A 16,218-nucleotide genomic window follows, 5' to 3' on the forward strand; every position below is an offset into this window, starting at 1 on the left:
GGCTGGAGCCGCGTCGTGCCACTCGCCGAGAGGCGACCTGCACACCGACACCAGCGCCGCCCCCGGCCCACCGGCCGGGGGCGGCGCTGTCTGCACTCGTCCGTGTGGAACAGCGGCACAATGTGCGGGTGACTGACGCACAGCCGTGGTCCGAGCAGCCGGGCGTACTCGTACTGCCCAGTGGGGCGACGGTGCGCGGACGCCGCGTCGCTGACGCGACCTCGCCCGCCGACTTCGCCGTGCTGCTGGCCCCTGGTCCGGAGCCGGCCTGGCCGCACCGGCGGATCCGGTGGCCCGACTTCTGGGTGCCGCTCGACCGTGCCGACGCCCTCGACGCCCTGCGGGAGGCGCTGCGGCGCGCGCACGACGGGGAACGCGTCGAGGTGGCCTGTCGGGGTGGGGTGGGTCGCACCGGAACGGCCCTGGCCGCGCTGGCGATCCTCGACGGTCTGCCGGTCGAGCGGGCGGTGCCGTGGGTTCGGGCCGGCTATCACCCGAAGGCGGTGGAGACCCCCTGGCAGCGGCGCTGGCTGCGCCGCGTCACCTGACCGCCGCCGCCGCCGCTTGCGCCGGCCTGACCGCCGCCGCTGGCTCCGGCCAGGTCGCCGCCACTCGTGCCGGCCACCCGTGGCGCCCCGGGCCGTGCTCCGGCCGGCCTTGGGGCAGCGGTGTCAGCCCTGGCCGACCGTCGCCGGGCCGTTGACGTAGTCGCGGAGGTGGGTGGCGGTGAGGGTGTCGCCGGTGGCGACCAGTTCGGCCGGTGTGCCGGTGAAGACGATGCGGCCGCCGTCGTGGCCGGCGCCGGGGCCGAGGTCGATGAGCCAGTCGGCGTGTGCCATGACCGCCTGGTGGTGCTCGATGACGATCACCGTGTTTCCGGCGTCGACCATGCGGTCGAGCAGGGCCAGGAGTTGGTCCACGTCGGCCAGGTGCAGGCCGGTGGTCGGCTCGTCCAGGACGTACGTGGTGGTCTTCTCGGCCAGGTGGATGGCGAGCTTGAGGCGTTGCCGCTCGCCGCCCGACAGGGTGGTCAGTGGCTGGCCGAGGCTGAGGTAGCCCAGCCCGACGTCGACCAGCCGGCCGAGGATGAGGTGCGCCGACCCGCTGGGGAAGAATGCGTACGCCTCGGTGACGGACATGGCCAGCACCTCGCTGATGTTCTTGCCGCCCAGCGTGTACGTGAGCACCTCGTCGGTGAAGCGTCGCCCGTCGCACCGTTCGCAGACGCTCGCGACGCCGGCCATCATCGCCAGGTCGGTGTAGATGAGCCCGATCCCCTTGCAGGCCGGGCAGGCGCCCTCGGAGTTGGCGCTGAACAGCGCTGCCTTGACCCCGTTGGCCTTGGCGAAGGCGGTGCGGATCGGGTCGAGCAGCCCGCTGTAGGTGGCCGGGTTGCTGCGTCGTGAGCCACGGATCGGGGACTGGTCGACGATGACGACCCCGGACCGGCCGCGCAGCGAGCCGTGGATCAGCGAGCTCTTGCCGGAGCCGGCAACCCCGGTGACGACGGTGAGCACCCCGAGCGGGATGTCCACGTCCACCTCGCGCAGGTTGTGCAGGTCGGCTTGGCGGATGGCGAGCTGCCCGGTGGGTTGGCGTACCGCCTCGCGCACCGTCACCCGGTGGTCCAGGTGCCGGCCGGTGAGTGTGTCGGAGCGGCGCAGGCCGGGGATGTCGCCGGTGAAGCAGATCCGACCGCCGTCGGTGCCGGCGCCCGGCCCGAGGTCGACCACGTGGTCGGCGATGGCGATGGTCTCCGGTTTGTGTTCCACCACCAGCACGGTGTTGCCCTTGTCGCGCAGCCGCAGCAGCAGGTCGTTCATCCGGGCGATGTCGTGCGGGTGCAGGCCGACCGTCGGTTCGTCGAAGACGTACGTGACGTCGGAGAGGCTGGAGCCGAGGTGCCGGACCATCTTCACCCGTTGCGCCTCGCCGCCGGAGAGGGTCGCCGACTCACGGTCCAGGCTGAGGTAGCCCAGGCCGATCTCGACAAGGGAGTCCAGCAGGTCGCGAAGGTTGGCGACGAGCGGCGCGGCCCCCGGGTCGTCGATGCCCTGGACGAAGGTCGCCAGGTCGTTGATCTGCATTGCCGAGCAGTCGGCGATGGTGTGCCCGGCGATCCGCGACGAGAGGGCCGCCGCGTTGAGTCGGGTGCCGCCGCAGTCGCCGCAGCTGGTGAAGGTGACCGCCCGGTCGACGAAGGCGCGGATGTGCGGTTGCATCGACTCGCGGTCCTTGGCGAGAAGGAGCCGCTTGACCTTGACCGCGAGACCCTCGTACGTCCAGTTGTTGCTGCCCACCTTGATCTTCGTGGGCGGCTTGTGCAGGAAGTCCTCCCACTGTTGCGGGGTGAAGTCCTGGAGTTTGACGTCCGGGTCGAACAGGCCGGAGCCGACGATGGTCTGCCAGTACCAGGAGCCGACAGCGAAGTTGGGCACTGTGATCGCGCCGTCGTTGAGGGAGCGCTCGACGTCCACCAGCTCGTTGACGTCGAGGTCGGAGACCCGGCCCAGCCCTTCGCAGGTGGGGCACATGCCCTCGGGCAGGTTGAAGCTGAACGCCCCGGCGTCGCCGATGGACGGTTGGCCGAGTCGGCTGAAGAGGATCCGCAGCATGGCGTACGCGTCGGTGGCGGTGCCGACCGTGGAGCGGGAGTTGACGCCCATCCGTTCCTGGTCGACGACGATGGCCGCGCTGAGGTTGCGCAGCGAGTCGACGTCCGGCCGGTTGAGGTTCGGCATGAACGACTGGAGGAACGCGCTGTAGGTCTCGTTGATCATGCGCTGGGACTCGGCGGCGATGGTGCCGAAGACCAGCGACGACTTGCCTGACCCGGAGACACCGGTGAAGACGGTCAACCGGCGTTTGGGGATGTCGACCGAGACGTTGGCGAGATTGTTCTCCCGCGCTCCGCGTACCTCGATCATGTCGTGGCTGTCGGCGGCGGACCATGCTGGCTGCGACATGCGAACCCTTCACGGAATCGTGGCGGGACTGCGCCCGCCGAGCACTGGCAGGTTCCATTGTCTCATTCATCCCCATGTAGAGACTTTGGCCGAGATCCGAGCGCTGGTTTCAGCAGCAGGTCCAGGAAAGTCTCAAATCACGTCGTAAGCGGTACGGTGACTCGCGTGAACGTCGCCTCGAAGGATCGGCTGCGCGCCGTGGACCTGGCGGCCACCGTCGGGATCTCGGTGCAGCAGGTGCGCAACTACGTCGAGTTGGGCGTGCTGCCGCCGGTGCGCCGCACCGCGAGCGGCTACCGGATCTTCACCACCGAGCACGCCCGGGCGCTGACCGTGGCGCGGCGGTTGGCCGAGGGGCACGGCTGGAGCCGTACCCGGGAGATCATGGCGGCCGTGCACCAGGGTGACCTGCCGGCGGCCCTGGCGGCGCTCGACGGCGGCCATGCCGAGCTGGACCGGGAACGCGCCGAGATCCGCCGGGTGCTCGGCGCCTTCGAGACCGTGCTGGCCAGCCCACCGGCGGCCCGGCCCGCACCACGCCGCGGCGCCCGCATCGGTGAGGTCGCCGCCCTGGTCGGGGTCCGGACCTCGCAGCTGCGGCTGTGGGAGGAGCGTGAGCTGCTGCGGCCGGGCCGCACCCCGGGCACCAACTACCGGGTGTACGACGAGGCGGAGCTACGCGCCGCGCAGGTCATCGCGCTGCTGCGCCGAGGCGCGTACCCGTTCGAGATCATCGCCGCCGTGCTGGGCGAGTTGCGGACCACCGGCAGCGCTCAGCGGGTCCGCGCCGAGCTGGCCCGCCGCGAGCAGGAGCTGCACACCCGCAGCCTGCGCCGGCTGCGGGGCAGCGCCGCCCTGCACGACTACCTGCTCGGTCGCGGCGACGCGAGTTGACCGGCATCCCGTCCCGCGGGGCGATCGTCGTGACTAGGGTCGGGCACATGAGAGCTGCGCTGCTGGCGGCCACGACGTCCGCCGTCCTGCTCGCTCCCGTGCCGGTCGGTGCGACGGGAGCGTCCGCCGCGCCGACGGTGCGCTGCCCCCGGGTCCCGGCGCCGGGGGTGTCCCGCCCACCCCGGCCGTCGCCCCCGCCCGCCGTTCCCGAGCAGCGGATGGTCGGCGGGGCGGCGCTCGACACGGCCGGCCTGGTCGTGCCGGGCGGCGTCGCCGCGCCACCGAAGGTCACCGCCACGTCGTGGCTGGTCGCCGACCTGGACAGCGGCCAGGTGCTCGGCGGCTGCGGCCCCCACGAGTACGGCACACCGGCGAGCGTGCAGAAGCTCCTGTTGGCGGCCACCATGCTGCCCAGGCTCGACCCGAAGCAGACGGTCACCGTCACCGAGGCGGACATGGACATCGAACCCGGCTCCTCGGCCGTGGGTCTGGTCGCGGGCGGCCGGTACACCATTGAGACGATCTGGCTCGGGTTGCTGCTGAACTCCGGCAACGAGGCCGCCAACGCGCTGGCCCGACTTGGCAGCGGGACGGACAGCGCCGCCGGTGTCCGCGCCATGAACGAGCGGGCGCATCACCTCGGCGCGCTCCAGACGCACGCGGTCACCCCGTCCGGGCTGGACGGCAAGGGGCAGTTCACCAGCGCGTACGACCTGGCGCTGATCGCCCGGGCCTGCTTCGCCCAGCCGACCTTCCGCCGGTACGCGCTGACCGAGCAGACGTCGATCCCGGCCCAGCCGGCGCAACGCACAAAGGGCTTCGAGATCCAGAACGAGAACCAGCTGATCTACCGGTACCCGGGGGCGCTCGGCGGCAAGACCGGCTTCACCGACCTGGCCCGGCACACCTACGTGGGGGCTGCGGAACGCGGCGGGCGGCGGCTGGTGGTGACCCTACTGGGCGCCGAATCCGCACCGGTACGCGGGTGGGAGCAGGGCGCTGCCCTGCTGGACTGGGGTTTCACGCTGCCCCGGGGCGCCGCTGTGGGCCGGCTGGTCGAGCCCGGCGAGCTGACCGCCACCCCGTCGACGGCGCCGTCCGCGCTGGCGGCACCCGGCGCGCCCCGGCCCGCGGCGGCAAGCGGGCCGGCGCGTACCGGCTCGGGGTGGCTCTGGTCGGTGACAGCGGTGAGCGGCGCGACGGTGGCGGCGTTGTGGGGTGGCCTGCTGTGGCGGCGTCGCCGTCGGATGTCCTGACGGATCGACATCGGGCGCTGCCGTCCATAGACTCCGGTCTTTCTGGCACCACGAGTCCAGGAGGATCCGTGTCGAGTGAACTCGAACCGCGCCCCGCAGTGGCGGCACCCCGCCGGCCGGTGCGCGCCCTGACCCGCCTCGCCGGGGTGACAGTGCTCGCCGGGGCGCTTGTCGTCGGCGCGTCCGCCACAGCGCTCGCCGCGCCGGGCCCGTCGGCGGAGGCGGAGCGCGTCTCCGCCGCGCCGCCCACAGCTGTCGACACCGCCACCCGGCCCCCGCGCACCACCCACGGCCCGTGCGCGTACACCGAGACCCCGGACGAACCCGCGGCCCGGCCGGTGCCTTTGCCGCCCGACCCGCGACGCACGCCGGCCCGGGGCAGCGTCCGGGTGACCCTGGCGACCAACCACGGGCCCATCGGGTTGACACTGGACCGGGCCGCCGCGCCGTGCACTGTGCAGAGCTTCCTGCACCTGGTCGGCAAGCGTTTCTACGACCGCACCCCGTGCCACCGGCTCACCGCGTACCCGACGCTGAGCGTGCTGCAGTGCGGTGACCCGTCCGGCACCGGCGAGGGCGGCCCGGGCTACCGGTACCGCGACGAACTGCCGACCGACCTGCCGCCCGCGCCCACCGACCCGACCGGGGAGCGTCGGGTGTACGCCCGGGGCGTCCTCGCGATGGCCAACGCCGGGCCGGACACCAACGGCAGCCAGTTCTTCCTGGTGTACGCCAACTCCGCGCTGCGCCCCAACTACACCATCTTCGGTGAGGTCGACGGGGCCGGCCTGGCCACCCTGGACCGGATCGCCGCCGGGGGAGTGGCGCCGACCGCCGAGGACCCGGCACCTGTCGACGGGGCGCCGGCCCTGCCGGTGACGATCCGCAAGGCCGTCCGCTGGCACCACCACCACTGACCGTACGGCGCGGTGGGTGACCGTCGGTCGCTCACCGCGCCGGCCGGGGGTCGCGCACGCCCTCGGCCGTAATTTCCGGGAACGGACCGGTACCGGTCCAACCGGTTTCCGACGCAGTTCCGGCCGTCACGCCGAGGCGGGCGACCCGGTCGGCGGGGCGGCGGTGCTGTCCCGGACCACCAACTCGGTGGCGAGTTCCACCCGGGGCGAGTCGATGCCCTCGCCCTGGGCCAGGCGCAGCACGGTCCGGGCGGCCAACCGTCCCATCTCGACCAACGGTTGGCGCACTGTGGTCAGCGGCGGTGAGGCCCAGCGGGCTTCCGGCAGGTCGTCGAAACCCACCACGCTCACGTCGTCCGGGACGCGCAGCCCACGGCGCCGAATGGCCTCGTAGACGCCGAAGGCCATCTGGTCGCTGGCGGCGAAGATGCCGGTCGGCGGGTCGGCGAGGTCGAGCAGCGCCGCCCCGCCGGAGAACCCGGAGGCGTGGTAGAAGTCGCCCGGGTAGATCAGCGCGTCGTCCACCGGCACCCCGGCGGCCTCCAACCCGGCCCGGTAACCGTCCAGCCGGGCCCGGCTGCACAGCAGGTGCGTCGGCCCGGCCACGAAACCGATGCGCCGGTGCCCGATCGCGAGCAGATGTTCGGTAGCGGCGAGCCCACCCGCCCAGTTGGTGGCACCGATCGTCGGCACGTCCATGGCCGGCACCCCGGCCGGGTCGACGACCACCACCGGCACGTTGAGGCGACGCAGCTGCGCGTGCAGCGGCGGGCTCAGGTGCGAGGTCACGAAGATGACGCCGTCGGTGGCCCGGGTGCGCAGGTTCTGCAGCCACTGCCGGGCCGCTGTGGGCTGCCGGTGGATCGCGGACACCACAGTGCCGACACCGGCGCCGTGCCCGACGTCCTCCACGCCGCGGATGATCTCCACGGCCCAGGGGCTGTCCAGGTCGTTGAAGACCAAATCGACGAGACCGGCACGGCGAACGCTGCGGCTGGTACGACGCCGGTAGCCGTGGTGGCGCAACAACTCCTCGACCCGCTCCCGGGTGTCCGGGGCCACATCGGAGCGACCGTTGAGTACCCGTGACACGGTCGGAACCGACACCCCGGCCTCCCGTGCGATCGCGGTGATGGTCACCCTGCGTCCGTCGTCCGCGCCCACCCGCGTCTCCTTCACCGAGCCGGGGGATCGACCACAAAGACGGTCGCCCACCGTGTGTCCCGAAACGGCGTGCCCGTTCCACGGGTCATCTTGCCTCACCGGCGGGGGTTGACGACATGCCAGATCGACCGAAGCTTCGCTGGCTTTGCGGAAAAGTTCCGGAGTTTTTTCGGTCACTTTCGTTCGTCGGCGCGGCGGACGGCCCTGGATCGACTCCACTTCCCTGAAACCGGGGGCGTCCGGCGGCCGGGGACCCGCCGACTTTCGGCGGACGAGTGGATCCTGGGATGGCGGCCCTCGCTGGGCTGATAGACAGAACTCGTGCGCTACCGCCTGGCCGTCGTGCTCGCGCTCGCCGCGCTGCTCGGCGCCTGCTCGCGGCCGGAGCCCCGCCCCACGCCGGCCGCGCCGCAGCCGACGTCGGCGAGCCCCACACCCGTGCCGACCCCGGCCACCTCCGTGGCGGCCCCGCTGCCGGGGTTCGTGGTGCTGACCGACCTCGACCCGCGCATCCACGCCGACATCCGCTACGCCACACCGCACAACTTCGTCGGCCGGCCGATCACCGGCTACCGCGAGCCGCTGTGCCTGCTCACCCGGCAGGCGGCAGAGGCGTTGCGCCGCGTGCAGGACGCCGCACTGGCCGGCGGGCGCAGCCTCAAGGTGTACGACTGCTACCGCCCGCAACCGGCGGTGGACGACTTCGTCGCCTGGTCGAAGCGCCCCGGTGAGCAGCAGACCAAGGCCGAGTTCTACCCGGACGTGGCCAAGAACAAGCTCTTCGCCGACGGTTACATCGGGGCGCCCACCGCGCACAGCCGCGGCAGCACCCTGGACCTGACCCTTGTCGACGAGCCCGCCGCCAGCCAACCTCCGTACCGGGTCGGGCAACCGTTGGTCGCCTGCACCGCGCCGCGCGGGCAGCGCTTCGCGGACAACAGCATCGACATGGGTACGGGCTTCGACTGTTTCGACTCCCGGGCGCACACCGCCGACCCTCGTATCACGGGGACGGCGCGAGACAACCGTCGGTTGTTGCAGGGGCTGATGACCGACGCCGGGTTCGTCAACTACGACCGTGAGTGGTGGCATTACAGCCTCCGCGACGAGCCGTACCCGGACACGTTCTTCGCCGCCCCGGTCGCCCGCTCCTCGGTCGGCTGACGCCCGGCCCGGCACCACCGCCGCCGGTGTCATCCGGCATGATCGTTTCAATGACCACCGAACGGATCGGCCCCCCGGTTACTGGCGACGAGCGGGAGACGCTGCGCGCCTTCCTCGACTTTCATCGCGCGACGCTGGCCCTCAAGTGCGAGGGTCTCTCCGATGAGGAGCTGCGCCGGCAGTCCATGCCGCCCTCCACGCTGTCCCTGCTCGGCCTGGTGCGGCATATGGCGGAGGTGGAACGCGCCTGGTTCCGACGGGTCATCGACGGCGAGGACATCCCGCTTGTCTGGTCGGAGACCGGCGACTTCCAGCAGGCGTACGACGCCAGCTCGGCCACCCGGGCCGAGGCGTTCGACGCCTGGGAGCGGGAGGTCGAGCACGCCCGCCGGATCGAGCGGACCGCAGCGTCGCTGGACGTGACCGGCCGCAACGTCCGCTCCGGCGAGATCGTTTCGTTGCGGCTGGTCATGCTGCACCTGATCCACGAGTACGCCCGGCACAACGGCCACGCCGACTTTCTCCGCGAGGGCATTGACGGCACCGTCGGCGTCTAGCTCGCGGTGGGGCCGCTCAGGTCCAGTAGAGGATTCGGCAGCTGGGTACCCGGGCGGTCAGCTCGGTGGTGAACCAGTCGCGCAGTTCGGCCATCTGCTCACGGGGGTAGACGTACTTCACCGCGCCGAACTTGCCGTGCTTGCGGGTGCGGGACTCCTCGTCCATCTCCAGTCGGGTGCGCGGGTACCAGCCGAGCAGCACCTCCTTGCTGCCCGGCGTGAACCGGTGGGTGATCAGCTCGGCGGTCAGGTCCAGCTCCGGCACCCCGTCGACCGCCGCGCGGACCTGGTCGAGCAACTCGCCGTAGCGTTCCCGCCAGTCCGGCAACGCGATGATCGGCGCGATGGTCAGCCCGACCGGGTAGCCGTCGAGGGCGAGCCGGCGCAGCGCGGCGAGTCGGTCCGGCACCCGGGCGGTGCCACCCTCGAACCGTTCGCTGACCGGGGCGCAGTTGACGCTGAAGCGCACCCGGGTCCGGCCGGCGTGCGGCAGCCCGACGAAGGTGTCCACGTCGGCGTACTTGGTGGTCCAGCGCAACTGCACCGGCGCGTCCCAGTCGGCGAAGTGCTCCACCGCCCGCCGCCAGCTGCCGGTCAGGTGCTCCAGGGCGAGTGGGTCGGTGTAACAGGACGCCTCGAAGGTGGTGCCCTCGTCGGCGCGGCGCACGTTGCGGCTGGTCACCGTCCCCCGTCCGGCGTACCCGGCCAGCCCGGCGAGGATGTCGTCGAGGTCCGCGTACACCCGGGTCACCGGTGGGCCGGACAGGGATCCGGCGAGGTAGCAGTACTGGCAGTGCGCCGGGCAGCCCTCGGCCAGGTCGACCCGCCAGTCGGCGCTGGGCGCGATGGGTTGCAGGACGCGCCGCGAGGGTGGGCTCACCACGATCGCCATGGTCGACTTGGCCCGGGCGTAGGTCTCCCGGTCGGTCTGCCCGCGTACCCCGGTGAGCCGGTTGGCGCGCAGGTGTTCCACCTCGATGCCGAGTGCCCGCACCCGTTCGATGATCCGTTGTCCGTGCGGGTGGTCGAGCGCGGCGGGGGTGGCCACCACCCGGCCCGGGGTCCAGCGGCGCGCCGACCGGGCCGGCGGCGCGAGGCCGGCCAGGTCGCGGATCGGCACCCGCTCGCCGCTGGCGTCGTGCGGCGCGGCGGGCACGTCCACGGCGAGCGGCTGGTCGACGTCGACGGCGTCCGGGCTGGTCATCCGGCCGGGGTACCCGTTGCCGTAGGAATCCCACCCGATCGGCGGCCCCGCGATTGACGCGGCCCAACCGGAGCGCATAACCTTTCATCTATCTGTAAACCTTGTGAACAGATGCACCATCGACGCGGCGGCGCGCGTCCCGACCGAAGGGACGATCAGGTGATCGCAGAACTCTCCTCCCGTACCAGACGGATCTTGTCGTTGTTGGTCGCCCTTGTCGTCGCGGTGACCGCCGGGCTCGCGGTCAACGCCTCGCGCAGCGCCCAGGCCGCGCCGACGTTCAAGGTGCTGGCCTTCTACAACGGCACCTGGGACGCCGCGCACATCGACTTCGTCAAGGACGCCCGGGCCTGGTTCCCGCAGGCCGCCGCCCAGTACGGCTTCTCCTGGGAGGCCACCAACAACTGGAGTCTGCTGAACACCGCCAACCTGGCCCAGTACAAGGTCGTCATGTTCCTGGACGACGCGCCACCCACCGCGCAACGGGCCGCGTTCCAGCAGTACATGCAGAACGGCGGGGCGTGGCTGGGCTTCCACGTCAGCGCGTGGACCGACAACCCGTCGAGCTGGAGCTGGTACTACAACACCTTCCTCGGCACCGGCTCGTTCCAGACGAACACCTGGGGACCCACCCGGGTCACGATGCGCGCCGACAACCGCACCCACGCCGCCACCCGGAACCTCCCGGCGACGTTCCCGTCGTCGATCAGCGAGTGGTACTCCTGGAGCAACGACCTGCGGCAGAACCCCAACATCGACATCCTCGCCTCGATCGACCCGTCCAGCTTTCCGGTCGGCACCGACCCCAACCAGTCCTGGTACGGCGGCTACTACCCGCTGGTCTGGAGCAACCGGCAGTACAAGATGCTCTACGCCAACTTCGGCCACAACGCGATGAACTACAGCACCAACACCGGGCTGTCCTCCACCTTCGACAGCGCGCAGCAGAACCAGCTGCTGATCGACGGGCTGCACTGGCTGGCCGGCGTCGGCACCGTTCCCCCGACGACGCCCCCGCCGTCGGACGGCACGATTTCGCCGACCGCCTGGCACACGGTGGTCAACCGGGGCAACGGCAAGTGCGTGGACGCGCGGGCCGCGGCCAGCGCGAACGGCACGGCCATCCAGCAGTACGCGTGCAACAGCAGCGCCGCCCAGCAGTACCAGTTCGTGCCGACCAGCGGCGGGTACCTGCGGATCAACAACCGCAACAACAGCGCCCAGGTGCTCGACGTGACCGACAGGTCGACAGCCGACTCCGCGCCCATCCAGCTCTGGTCCTACAGCGGCGGCAACAACCAGCAGTGGCGGGCCGAGCCCGAGGGCGGCGGCTACTACCGCCTGGTCAACCGCAACAGCGGCAAGTGCCTCGACGTGCCGGGAGCGTCCACGGCGGACAGCGTCCAGCTCATCCAGTACACCTGCAACGGCACCGCCGCGCAGTCGTTCAGGCTGGTGCCACAAACATAGATCCAGCGCAGTAGCGTGCGGCCATGGTGCTGCACCGGTTCGACGCCGACGGCGTGCGAACCGCCTCGGACATCCAGTTCGCCGGCACCAGCGAAGACGAGGAAGCCTCGGGCAGGCGCCCCGAGGCTCGCCTCGTCGAGTGGCTCGTCGACCCGCAGTGGACTGCTGCTGGGACACCTGACGCCAAGAGCGCACTTTCCGAGATGCACCCCGACTACGGCTGGTGACATTATCGCCGCGCGCGGTAATCAAATGTCCATCGGCCCGGGGAGAGATCGATGACGGAAACGTCAGCCACAGCCACCCGAAACCAATCGAGGGTCTCCGTCGACAGGCGACCACACCGCAACGGCGTCATCATCGCGTTCAGCGTGGCGGCCGGGGTGCTGCTGTCGGTGCTGTGGTCCTACGAGTTCGTCGACTCGGTCATCGGCGACAGCGTCGCCAGCGGGCTCCTCGGCCACGACGCGAAGGCCACGGCGATCTCCGGTACGGCCGCGGGCCTGGTGTTCGCGTTCGTGTCGGGCCTCGCGGGCACGTTCACCGCCTGCAACATCGCGATGCTGGCGTCCATCGGGCCGCTCGGCGCGGCCGGCAGCGGCAACGGTGACCGGCTGCGGCTGCTGCTGCGGCCGGTCGCCTACCTCACTCTGGGCATGGTCGCCGTCGCCGCGGTGTACGGGTTCGTCGGGGTCCTGCTGGGGGACCGGCTCCCGCAACTGTCGACCGACACCGTCGGTGGGATGCCGGTGCGCATCATCCAGTCGTCGGTGGTGTTCGGCGTCATCGGACTGGCGCTCATCTATCTCGGGCTGGCCGCGATCGGGGCGCTGCGCGACGTGTTCGCCGACCGGCCGGTCGCACGGGTGGTGACCCTCGGCGCGCTCATCGGTGGTTTCCTCATCGGCCGGCCGTATCCGCTGTTCAACAAGCTGTTCCACTGGGCGGTCGACAGCGGCAACCCGCTGTACGGCTCGGCCGCGTTCGTGTTGCAGTCCCTCGGCAACATCGTCGTGGTCACCGCGCTGTTCGCGCTGCTGGTCGTGCTCACGCGCGGCCGTTTCATCAGCTGGCTCGCCGCGGACGTGCGGCGCAGCATGGTGCTCAGCGGGGCGCTGCTCATCGCGCTGGGCGTCTTCACCGTCGTGTACTGGGACGTGCGGGTGCCGTCCATCTTCGGCTTCGGCTGGTTCCCCACCATGTTCTACAACCACTGACACCGGCGGGACCTGACGCTGCCGGGAAAGAGCGCACGTTCGGAGATGCCCCGGCCCGGCCGAATTCTCGATGCTGTTCGATGTGACCGACGTGGGGGATCCGAGTCGCTGGGGCCTGGCCAAGACGGCACTGCGGGCGGCCGCCGATCGCTTCACCGAGCTGGTGGCCGCCGCGCCGTCGCCCACGGTCATGGCGACCGCCGACTGGACCGTGGCGGACACTGTCGCGCATGTGGTGTCCATCGCTGTGCTGTACGTGTCGCGGGTGGACGGCGCGGAGCTCGCCATCCGCGTGCCGGGCCTGGAGGACATGCTGGCCGTCACGAACGTCGACACGGTGGCCGACGTCAACAGTCACGTGCTCGCCCACTTCCCCGAGCGCGACCCGAGCGTCCTGCTGTCACAGCTGAACGGCGCGGTCGGCACTCTCCTGGCCACGACCGCGGATCCGAGGTCGACGGTGAGTTGGCTGGGCAGCTCGCGGGTGACCGTCGGCGGCCTGTTCGCCCATCTGACCAACGAGTTGCTCGTGCACGGTTGGGACATCGCCCGGGCGCTGCGCCACCCGTGGCCGATGCCGGACGCCCACGCCGCGCTCTACTGGGACCTGTTCATGTTCGACATGCTGCGCGACACGTACGGGGTGCTGCTCAACACCGAGCTGCCGATGCCCGGGCACCCAGTGTCCGTGCAGTTCCGATCCCGGTACACCCCGACCACGACGCTGACCCTGGGCGACGGCAAGGTGTGGGTGGCGCCGCCCGACGGCCCGTTCGACGCGCGCGTGACGTTCCGCCCCGCCCGGTTCAACCTGATGATGTTCGGTCGGATCAGCATCGCGCAGGCGGTGCTGCGGCGCGACGTCGTCGTCGGCGGGCCGAGGCCGTGGCGGCTGCCCGCCTTCCTGCGGGTCGTGCACATGCCCAACGGCCGGCTCACCCCTTAACCGGGGCAGCAGCGCAGGGCATGACCGCCAGCGGGTGTCCGCCGATATCCATTGCGGACGCGTCGTGGCGCTCCTAGTCTCGTCGGTGCAAGGTCAACCGATCACACCCCGAGGGGAGTACGCCGTGTCGCGACGCGTCCGCACCGATGCCGCCCGGCGCTTGCTCCCTGCCAGCGCCCTGCTGCCCGCCAATGGCACCACCATCGCCTGCCGCTTGGAGCGGCGCCTCGACCCGGGGCGGTGCGACTGACGCCGACGCTGACGCGTCCGCCGGCCGCCCATCCCACCGGGGATCGGGCGGCTCTTTCGTCTGCGCGTTCCGGCACCGGACCCCGAACGTCCGGCGCGTGATCATTAACGGTCACCGTTCGACGGTGGCCGCCGGCACGACACAAGGAGACCACGATGGGATTCACCCCCCTCGCCGGTACCCGGGCACCGGTCCGGGTCTGGACCGACCCCTACGCCATCGAGCCGCAGGCCGCCAAGCAACTGCGCAACATCGGCGCGCTGCCCTGGGTGCAGGGCGTCGCCGTCATGCCCGACGTGCACTTCGGCAAGGGTGCCACGGTCGGCTCGGTGATCGCGATGCGGCAGGCCGTCTCGCCGGCCGCGGTCGGCGTCGACATCGGCTGCGGCATGTCGGCGGTACGCACCTCGCTGACCGCCGCCGACCTGCCGGACGACCTGGCCGGGCTGCGTTCCGCGATCGAGGCCACCATCCCGGTCGGCTTCGCGCAGCGGGACACGGCTGTCGACCCGCGTCGGATCCGGGGACTGGCGCAGGCCGGCTGGGACGACTTCTGGGGCCGGTTCGCCAGCCTGGACCGGCGGGTGTCGCAGCTGGAGACCCGGGCACAGCGGCAGATCGGCACCCTCGGCGGGGGCAACCACTTCATCGAGGTCTGCCTGGAGCAGGGCGGCGCCGACGAGGGGCGGGTCTGGCTGATGCTGCACTCCGGGTCCCGCAACATCGGCAAGGAGCTGGCCGAGCGGCACATCGGCGTGGCCCGGGGGCTGCCGCACAACGCCGACCTTCCGGACCGGGACCTGGCCGTGTTCCTCGCCGGGACGCCGGAGATGGACGCGTACCGGCGGGACCTGTTCTGGGCGCAGGAGTACGCGCGGCGCAACCGGGCGGTCATGCTGGCCCTGCTCTGCGGCGTGGTGCGCGAGCACTTCCCGCAGGTCGGCTACGACGAGCCCATCAGCTGCCACCACAACTACGTCTCCGAGGAGAGCTACGACGGGGTGGACGTGCTGGTGACCCGCAAGGGCGCGATCCGGGCCGGCCGGGGCGACCTGGGCATCATTCCCGGGTCGATGGGCACCGGGTCGTACATCGTGCGGGGGCGGGGAAACCCGGACGCGTACTGCTCGGCGTCGCACGGGGCGGGGCGTCGGATGTCCCGGGCGCAGGCCAAGCGGACGTTCAGCACGGACGACCTGGCCGCGCAGACCGCCGGGGTGGAGTGCCGCAAGGACGCCGGGGTGGTCGACGAGATCCCCGGCGCGTACAAGGACATCACCGAGGTGATGGCCCAGCAGGAGGACCTGGTCGAGGTGGTCGCGCACCTCAAGCAGGTGGTCTGCGTGAAGGGCTGAGAGGCCGCGCGGGCCGGGTAACCGGCCCGCGCGGCACCGCCTCAAAAGCCGACGAACACCCGGCGCAGGTCGTCGAGGGTCACCGCGCCGGTCACCCGCACCCCGTCGGGCGTGTGCTGGGGGCCCAGCCGTCCGGTGGCCAGCCGCAGCCACGCCTCGGCCGGGGCCACCAGCTCGCCGTCGGGACGCTCCGGGACGTCGACGATCTCGACCTTCTCACCCAGCCGCAGCCCGAACGTCCGCTCGGGCGCGTGCAGCCGGACCAGCAGTGTGGCCTCCCGCCCGGCCAACTCCTGCGGTCGGCTGGTCCAGGCCAGCATGCCGCCGATCTGGTCGAACAGCAGCGCCACCGCACCGGGCGTCACCGCCGCGAAGGGGTTGAACGCCACCTCGGCGTCCCACTGGTGCAGGGCGAACTCGCTGAGCCGGAACCGGGCCGCGGTGGCCACGTCGACCGGCTCCGGCAGAAAGCCGAGGTCGACCCGCATCGAGGCCCGGGTCTCGGCGTCCAGCGCCTCGTACGCCTCGACCAGCCGCTCGTTGCTGGCGAGGAACCCGGCGGCGTGCTCGGCCGGGGACATGGCGTCCCAGCGTGCCCAGACGCCCCGGTTGAAGTCCCCGTCCGGGCCGGGCGCGCCGGAACGGGCGGCCTCCAGCGTCGCCAGGTTGATCTCGGCGCCGCTGCCCAGATGGCTCAGCACCTGGGACACCTGCCACTCGCTGGCCCCCGACGGGCGGAGCAGGTCGTCCTCCTTGAGGTCTCGGACGAGCGCGGCGAGCTCCTCGTGGCCCGCGCGCAGAGCTGTGATGATCTGGTCAGCAGGGGTCGACATGGATCTCCTCAAACGGATTTTCGAC

General features: G+C 71.5%; 15 protein-coding genes. 11 read left to right on the forward strand and 4 right to left on the reverse strand.

Translation table 11 applies throughout. The features are described 5' to 3' along the window. Window positions 1–128 precede the first annotated feature (128 nt). Entirely contained in the window at window positions 129–548 is a 420-nt protein-coding gene (locus tag ABZU74_RS09835; RefSeq protein ID WP_355420556.1) for a protein-tyrosine phosphatase family protein, read from the forward strand. 123 nt (window positions 549–671) lie between these two features. On the opposite strand, the gene ABZU74_RS09840 is transcribed toward ABZU74_RS09835, so the two are convergent. Next, the gene (locus tag ABZU74_RS09840; RefSeq protein WP_355420559.1) at window positions 672–2,966 is read right to left on the reverse strand and encodes an excinuclease ABC subunit UvrA; all 2,295 of its coding nucleotides are present in this window, start codon (window positions 2,964–2,966) and stop codon (window positions 672–674) included. 165 nt (window positions 2,967–3,131) lie between these two features. Between ABZU74_RS09840 and ABZU74_RS09845 the strand changes: the two genes are divergently transcribed. The 3 genes from ABZU74_RS09845 (at window position 3,132) to ABZU74_RS09855 (ending at window position 6,033) form a co-directional block, all read left to right on the forward strand. Continuing rightward, window positions 3,132–3,860 carry a MerR family transcriptional regulator gene (locus ABZU74_RS09845; protein ID WP_355420562.1) on the forward strand — a complete coding sequence of 243 codons (729 nt, stop codon included), beginning with the start codon at window positions 3,132–3,134 and terminating at the stop codon, window positions 3,858–3,860. Window positions 3,861–3,907: 47 nt separating this feature from the next. Next, window positions 3,908–5,116 (forward strand): D-alanyl-D-alanine carboxypeptidase, encoded by a 1,209-nt coding sequence (locus ABZU74_RS09850; protein ID WP_355420566.1) that lies wholly within the window; start codon window positions 3,908–3,910, stop codon window positions 5,114–5,116. 68 nt (window positions 5,117–5,184) lie between these two features. Beyond that, a complete protein-coding gene (locus ABZU74_RS09855) occupies window positions 5,185–6,033 on the forward strand; it encodes a peptidylprolyl isomerase (RefSeq protein WP_355420568.1) in 849 nt (282 codons plus the stop codon). Window positions 6,034–6,159: 126 nt separating this feature from the next. Here the strand turns inward: ABZU74_RS09855 and ABZU74_RS09860 are convergent, their stop codons facing one another. After that, window positions 6,160–7,197, reverse strand: coding sequence for a LacI family DNA-binding transcriptional regulator (locus tag ABZU74_RS09860; protein WP_355420571.1), 1,038 nt, complete (start codon window positions 7,195–7,197; stop codon window positions 6,160–6,162). A gap of 321 nt (window positions 7,198–7,518) precedes the next feature. Here ABZU74_RS09860 and ABZU74_RS09865 point away from each other — a divergent pair, with 321 nt between their 5' ends. Together ABZU74_RS09865 and ABZU74_RS09870 are read left to right on the forward strand one after the other, a co-directional pair. Continuing rightward, window positions 7,519–8,361, forward strand: a complete 843-nt coding sequence (locus tag ABZU74_RS09865) for a M15 family metallopeptidase (protein ID WP_355420574.1) — start codon at window positions 7,519–7,521, stop codon at window positions 8,359–8,361. A 50-nt stretch (window positions 8,362–8,411) separates the two neighbouring features. Continuing rightward, window positions 8,412–8,918: a DinB family protein gene (locus ABZU74_RS09870; RefSeq protein WP_355420577.1), complete on the forward strand. Its 507-nt coding sequence runs from the start codon at window positions 8,412–8,414 to the stop codon at window positions 8,916–8,918. Between the two features lie 16 nt (window positions 8,919–8,934). Here the strand turns inward: ABZU74_RS09870 and ABZU74_RS09875 are convergent, their stop codons facing one another. Next, on the reverse strand, window positions 8,935–10,122 hold the full coding sequence (locus ABZU74_RS09875) for a spore photoproduct lyase family protein (RefSeq protein ID WP_355420580.1): 1,188 nt from the start codon (window positions 10,120–10,122) through the stop codon (window positions 8,935–8,937). 195 nt (window positions 10,123–10,317) lie between these two features. Between ABZU74_RS09875 and ABZU74_RS09880 the strand changes: the two genes are divergently transcribed. The 5 genes from ABZU74_RS09880 to ABZU74_RS09900 all read left to right on the forward strand — a co-directional run bounded on the left by ABZU74_RS09880 (window position 10,318) and on the right by ABZU74_RS09900 (window position 15,360). Continuing rightward, on the forward strand, window positions 10,318–11,592 hold the full coding sequence (locus ABZU74_RS09880) for an RICIN domain-containing protein (protein ID WP_355420582.1): 1,275 nt from the start codon (window positions 10,318–10,320) through the stop codon (window positions 11,590–11,592). A gap of 23 nt (window positions 11,593–11,615) precedes the next feature. Further along, window positions 11,616–11,819 carry a hypothetical protein gene (locus ABZU74_RS09885; RefSeq protein ID WP_355420585.1) on the forward strand — a complete coding sequence of 68 codons (204 nt, stop codon included), beginning with the start codon at window positions 11,616–11,618 and terminating at the stop codon, window positions 11,817–11,819. 51 nt (window positions 11,820–11,870) lie between these two features. Then, a complete protein-coding gene (locus tag ABZU74_RS09890) occupies window positions 11,871–12,809 on the forward strand; it encodes a hypothetical protein (RefSeq protein WP_355420588.1) in 939 nt (312 codons plus the stop codon). A 70-nt stretch (window positions 12,810–12,879) separates the two neighbouring features. Then, entirely contained in the window at window positions 12,880–13,755 is an 876-nt protein-coding gene (locus tag ABZU74_RS09895; RefSeq protein WP_355420590.1) for a maleylpyruvate isomerase N-terminal domain-containing protein, read from the forward strand. Between the two features lie 405 nt (window positions 13,756–14,160). Continuing rightward, window positions 14,161–15,360 (forward strand): RtcB family protein, encoded by a 1,200-nt coding sequence (locus ABZU74_RS09900; protein ID WP_355420593.1) that lies wholly within the window; start codon window positions 14,161–14,163, stop codon window positions 15,358–15,360. Between the two features lie 41 nt (window positions 15,361–15,401). Here the strand turns inward: ABZU74_RS09900 and ABZU74_RS09905 are convergent, their stop codons facing one another. Next, window positions 15,402–16,193 carry a maleylpyruvate isomerase family mycothiol-dependent enzyme gene (locus tag ABZU74_RS09905; RefSeq protein ID WP_355420596.1) on the reverse strand — a complete coding sequence of 264 codons (792 nt, stop codon included), beginning with the start codon at window positions 16,191–16,193 and terminating at the stop codon, window positions 15,402–15,404. Window positions 16,194–16,218: the final 25 nt, after the last annotated feature.

This window comes from Micromonospora sp. NPDC005171 (genome assembly GCF_040608575.1).
GTDB lineage: Bacteria > Actinomycetota > Actinomycetes > Mycobacteriales > Micromonosporaceae > Micromonospora.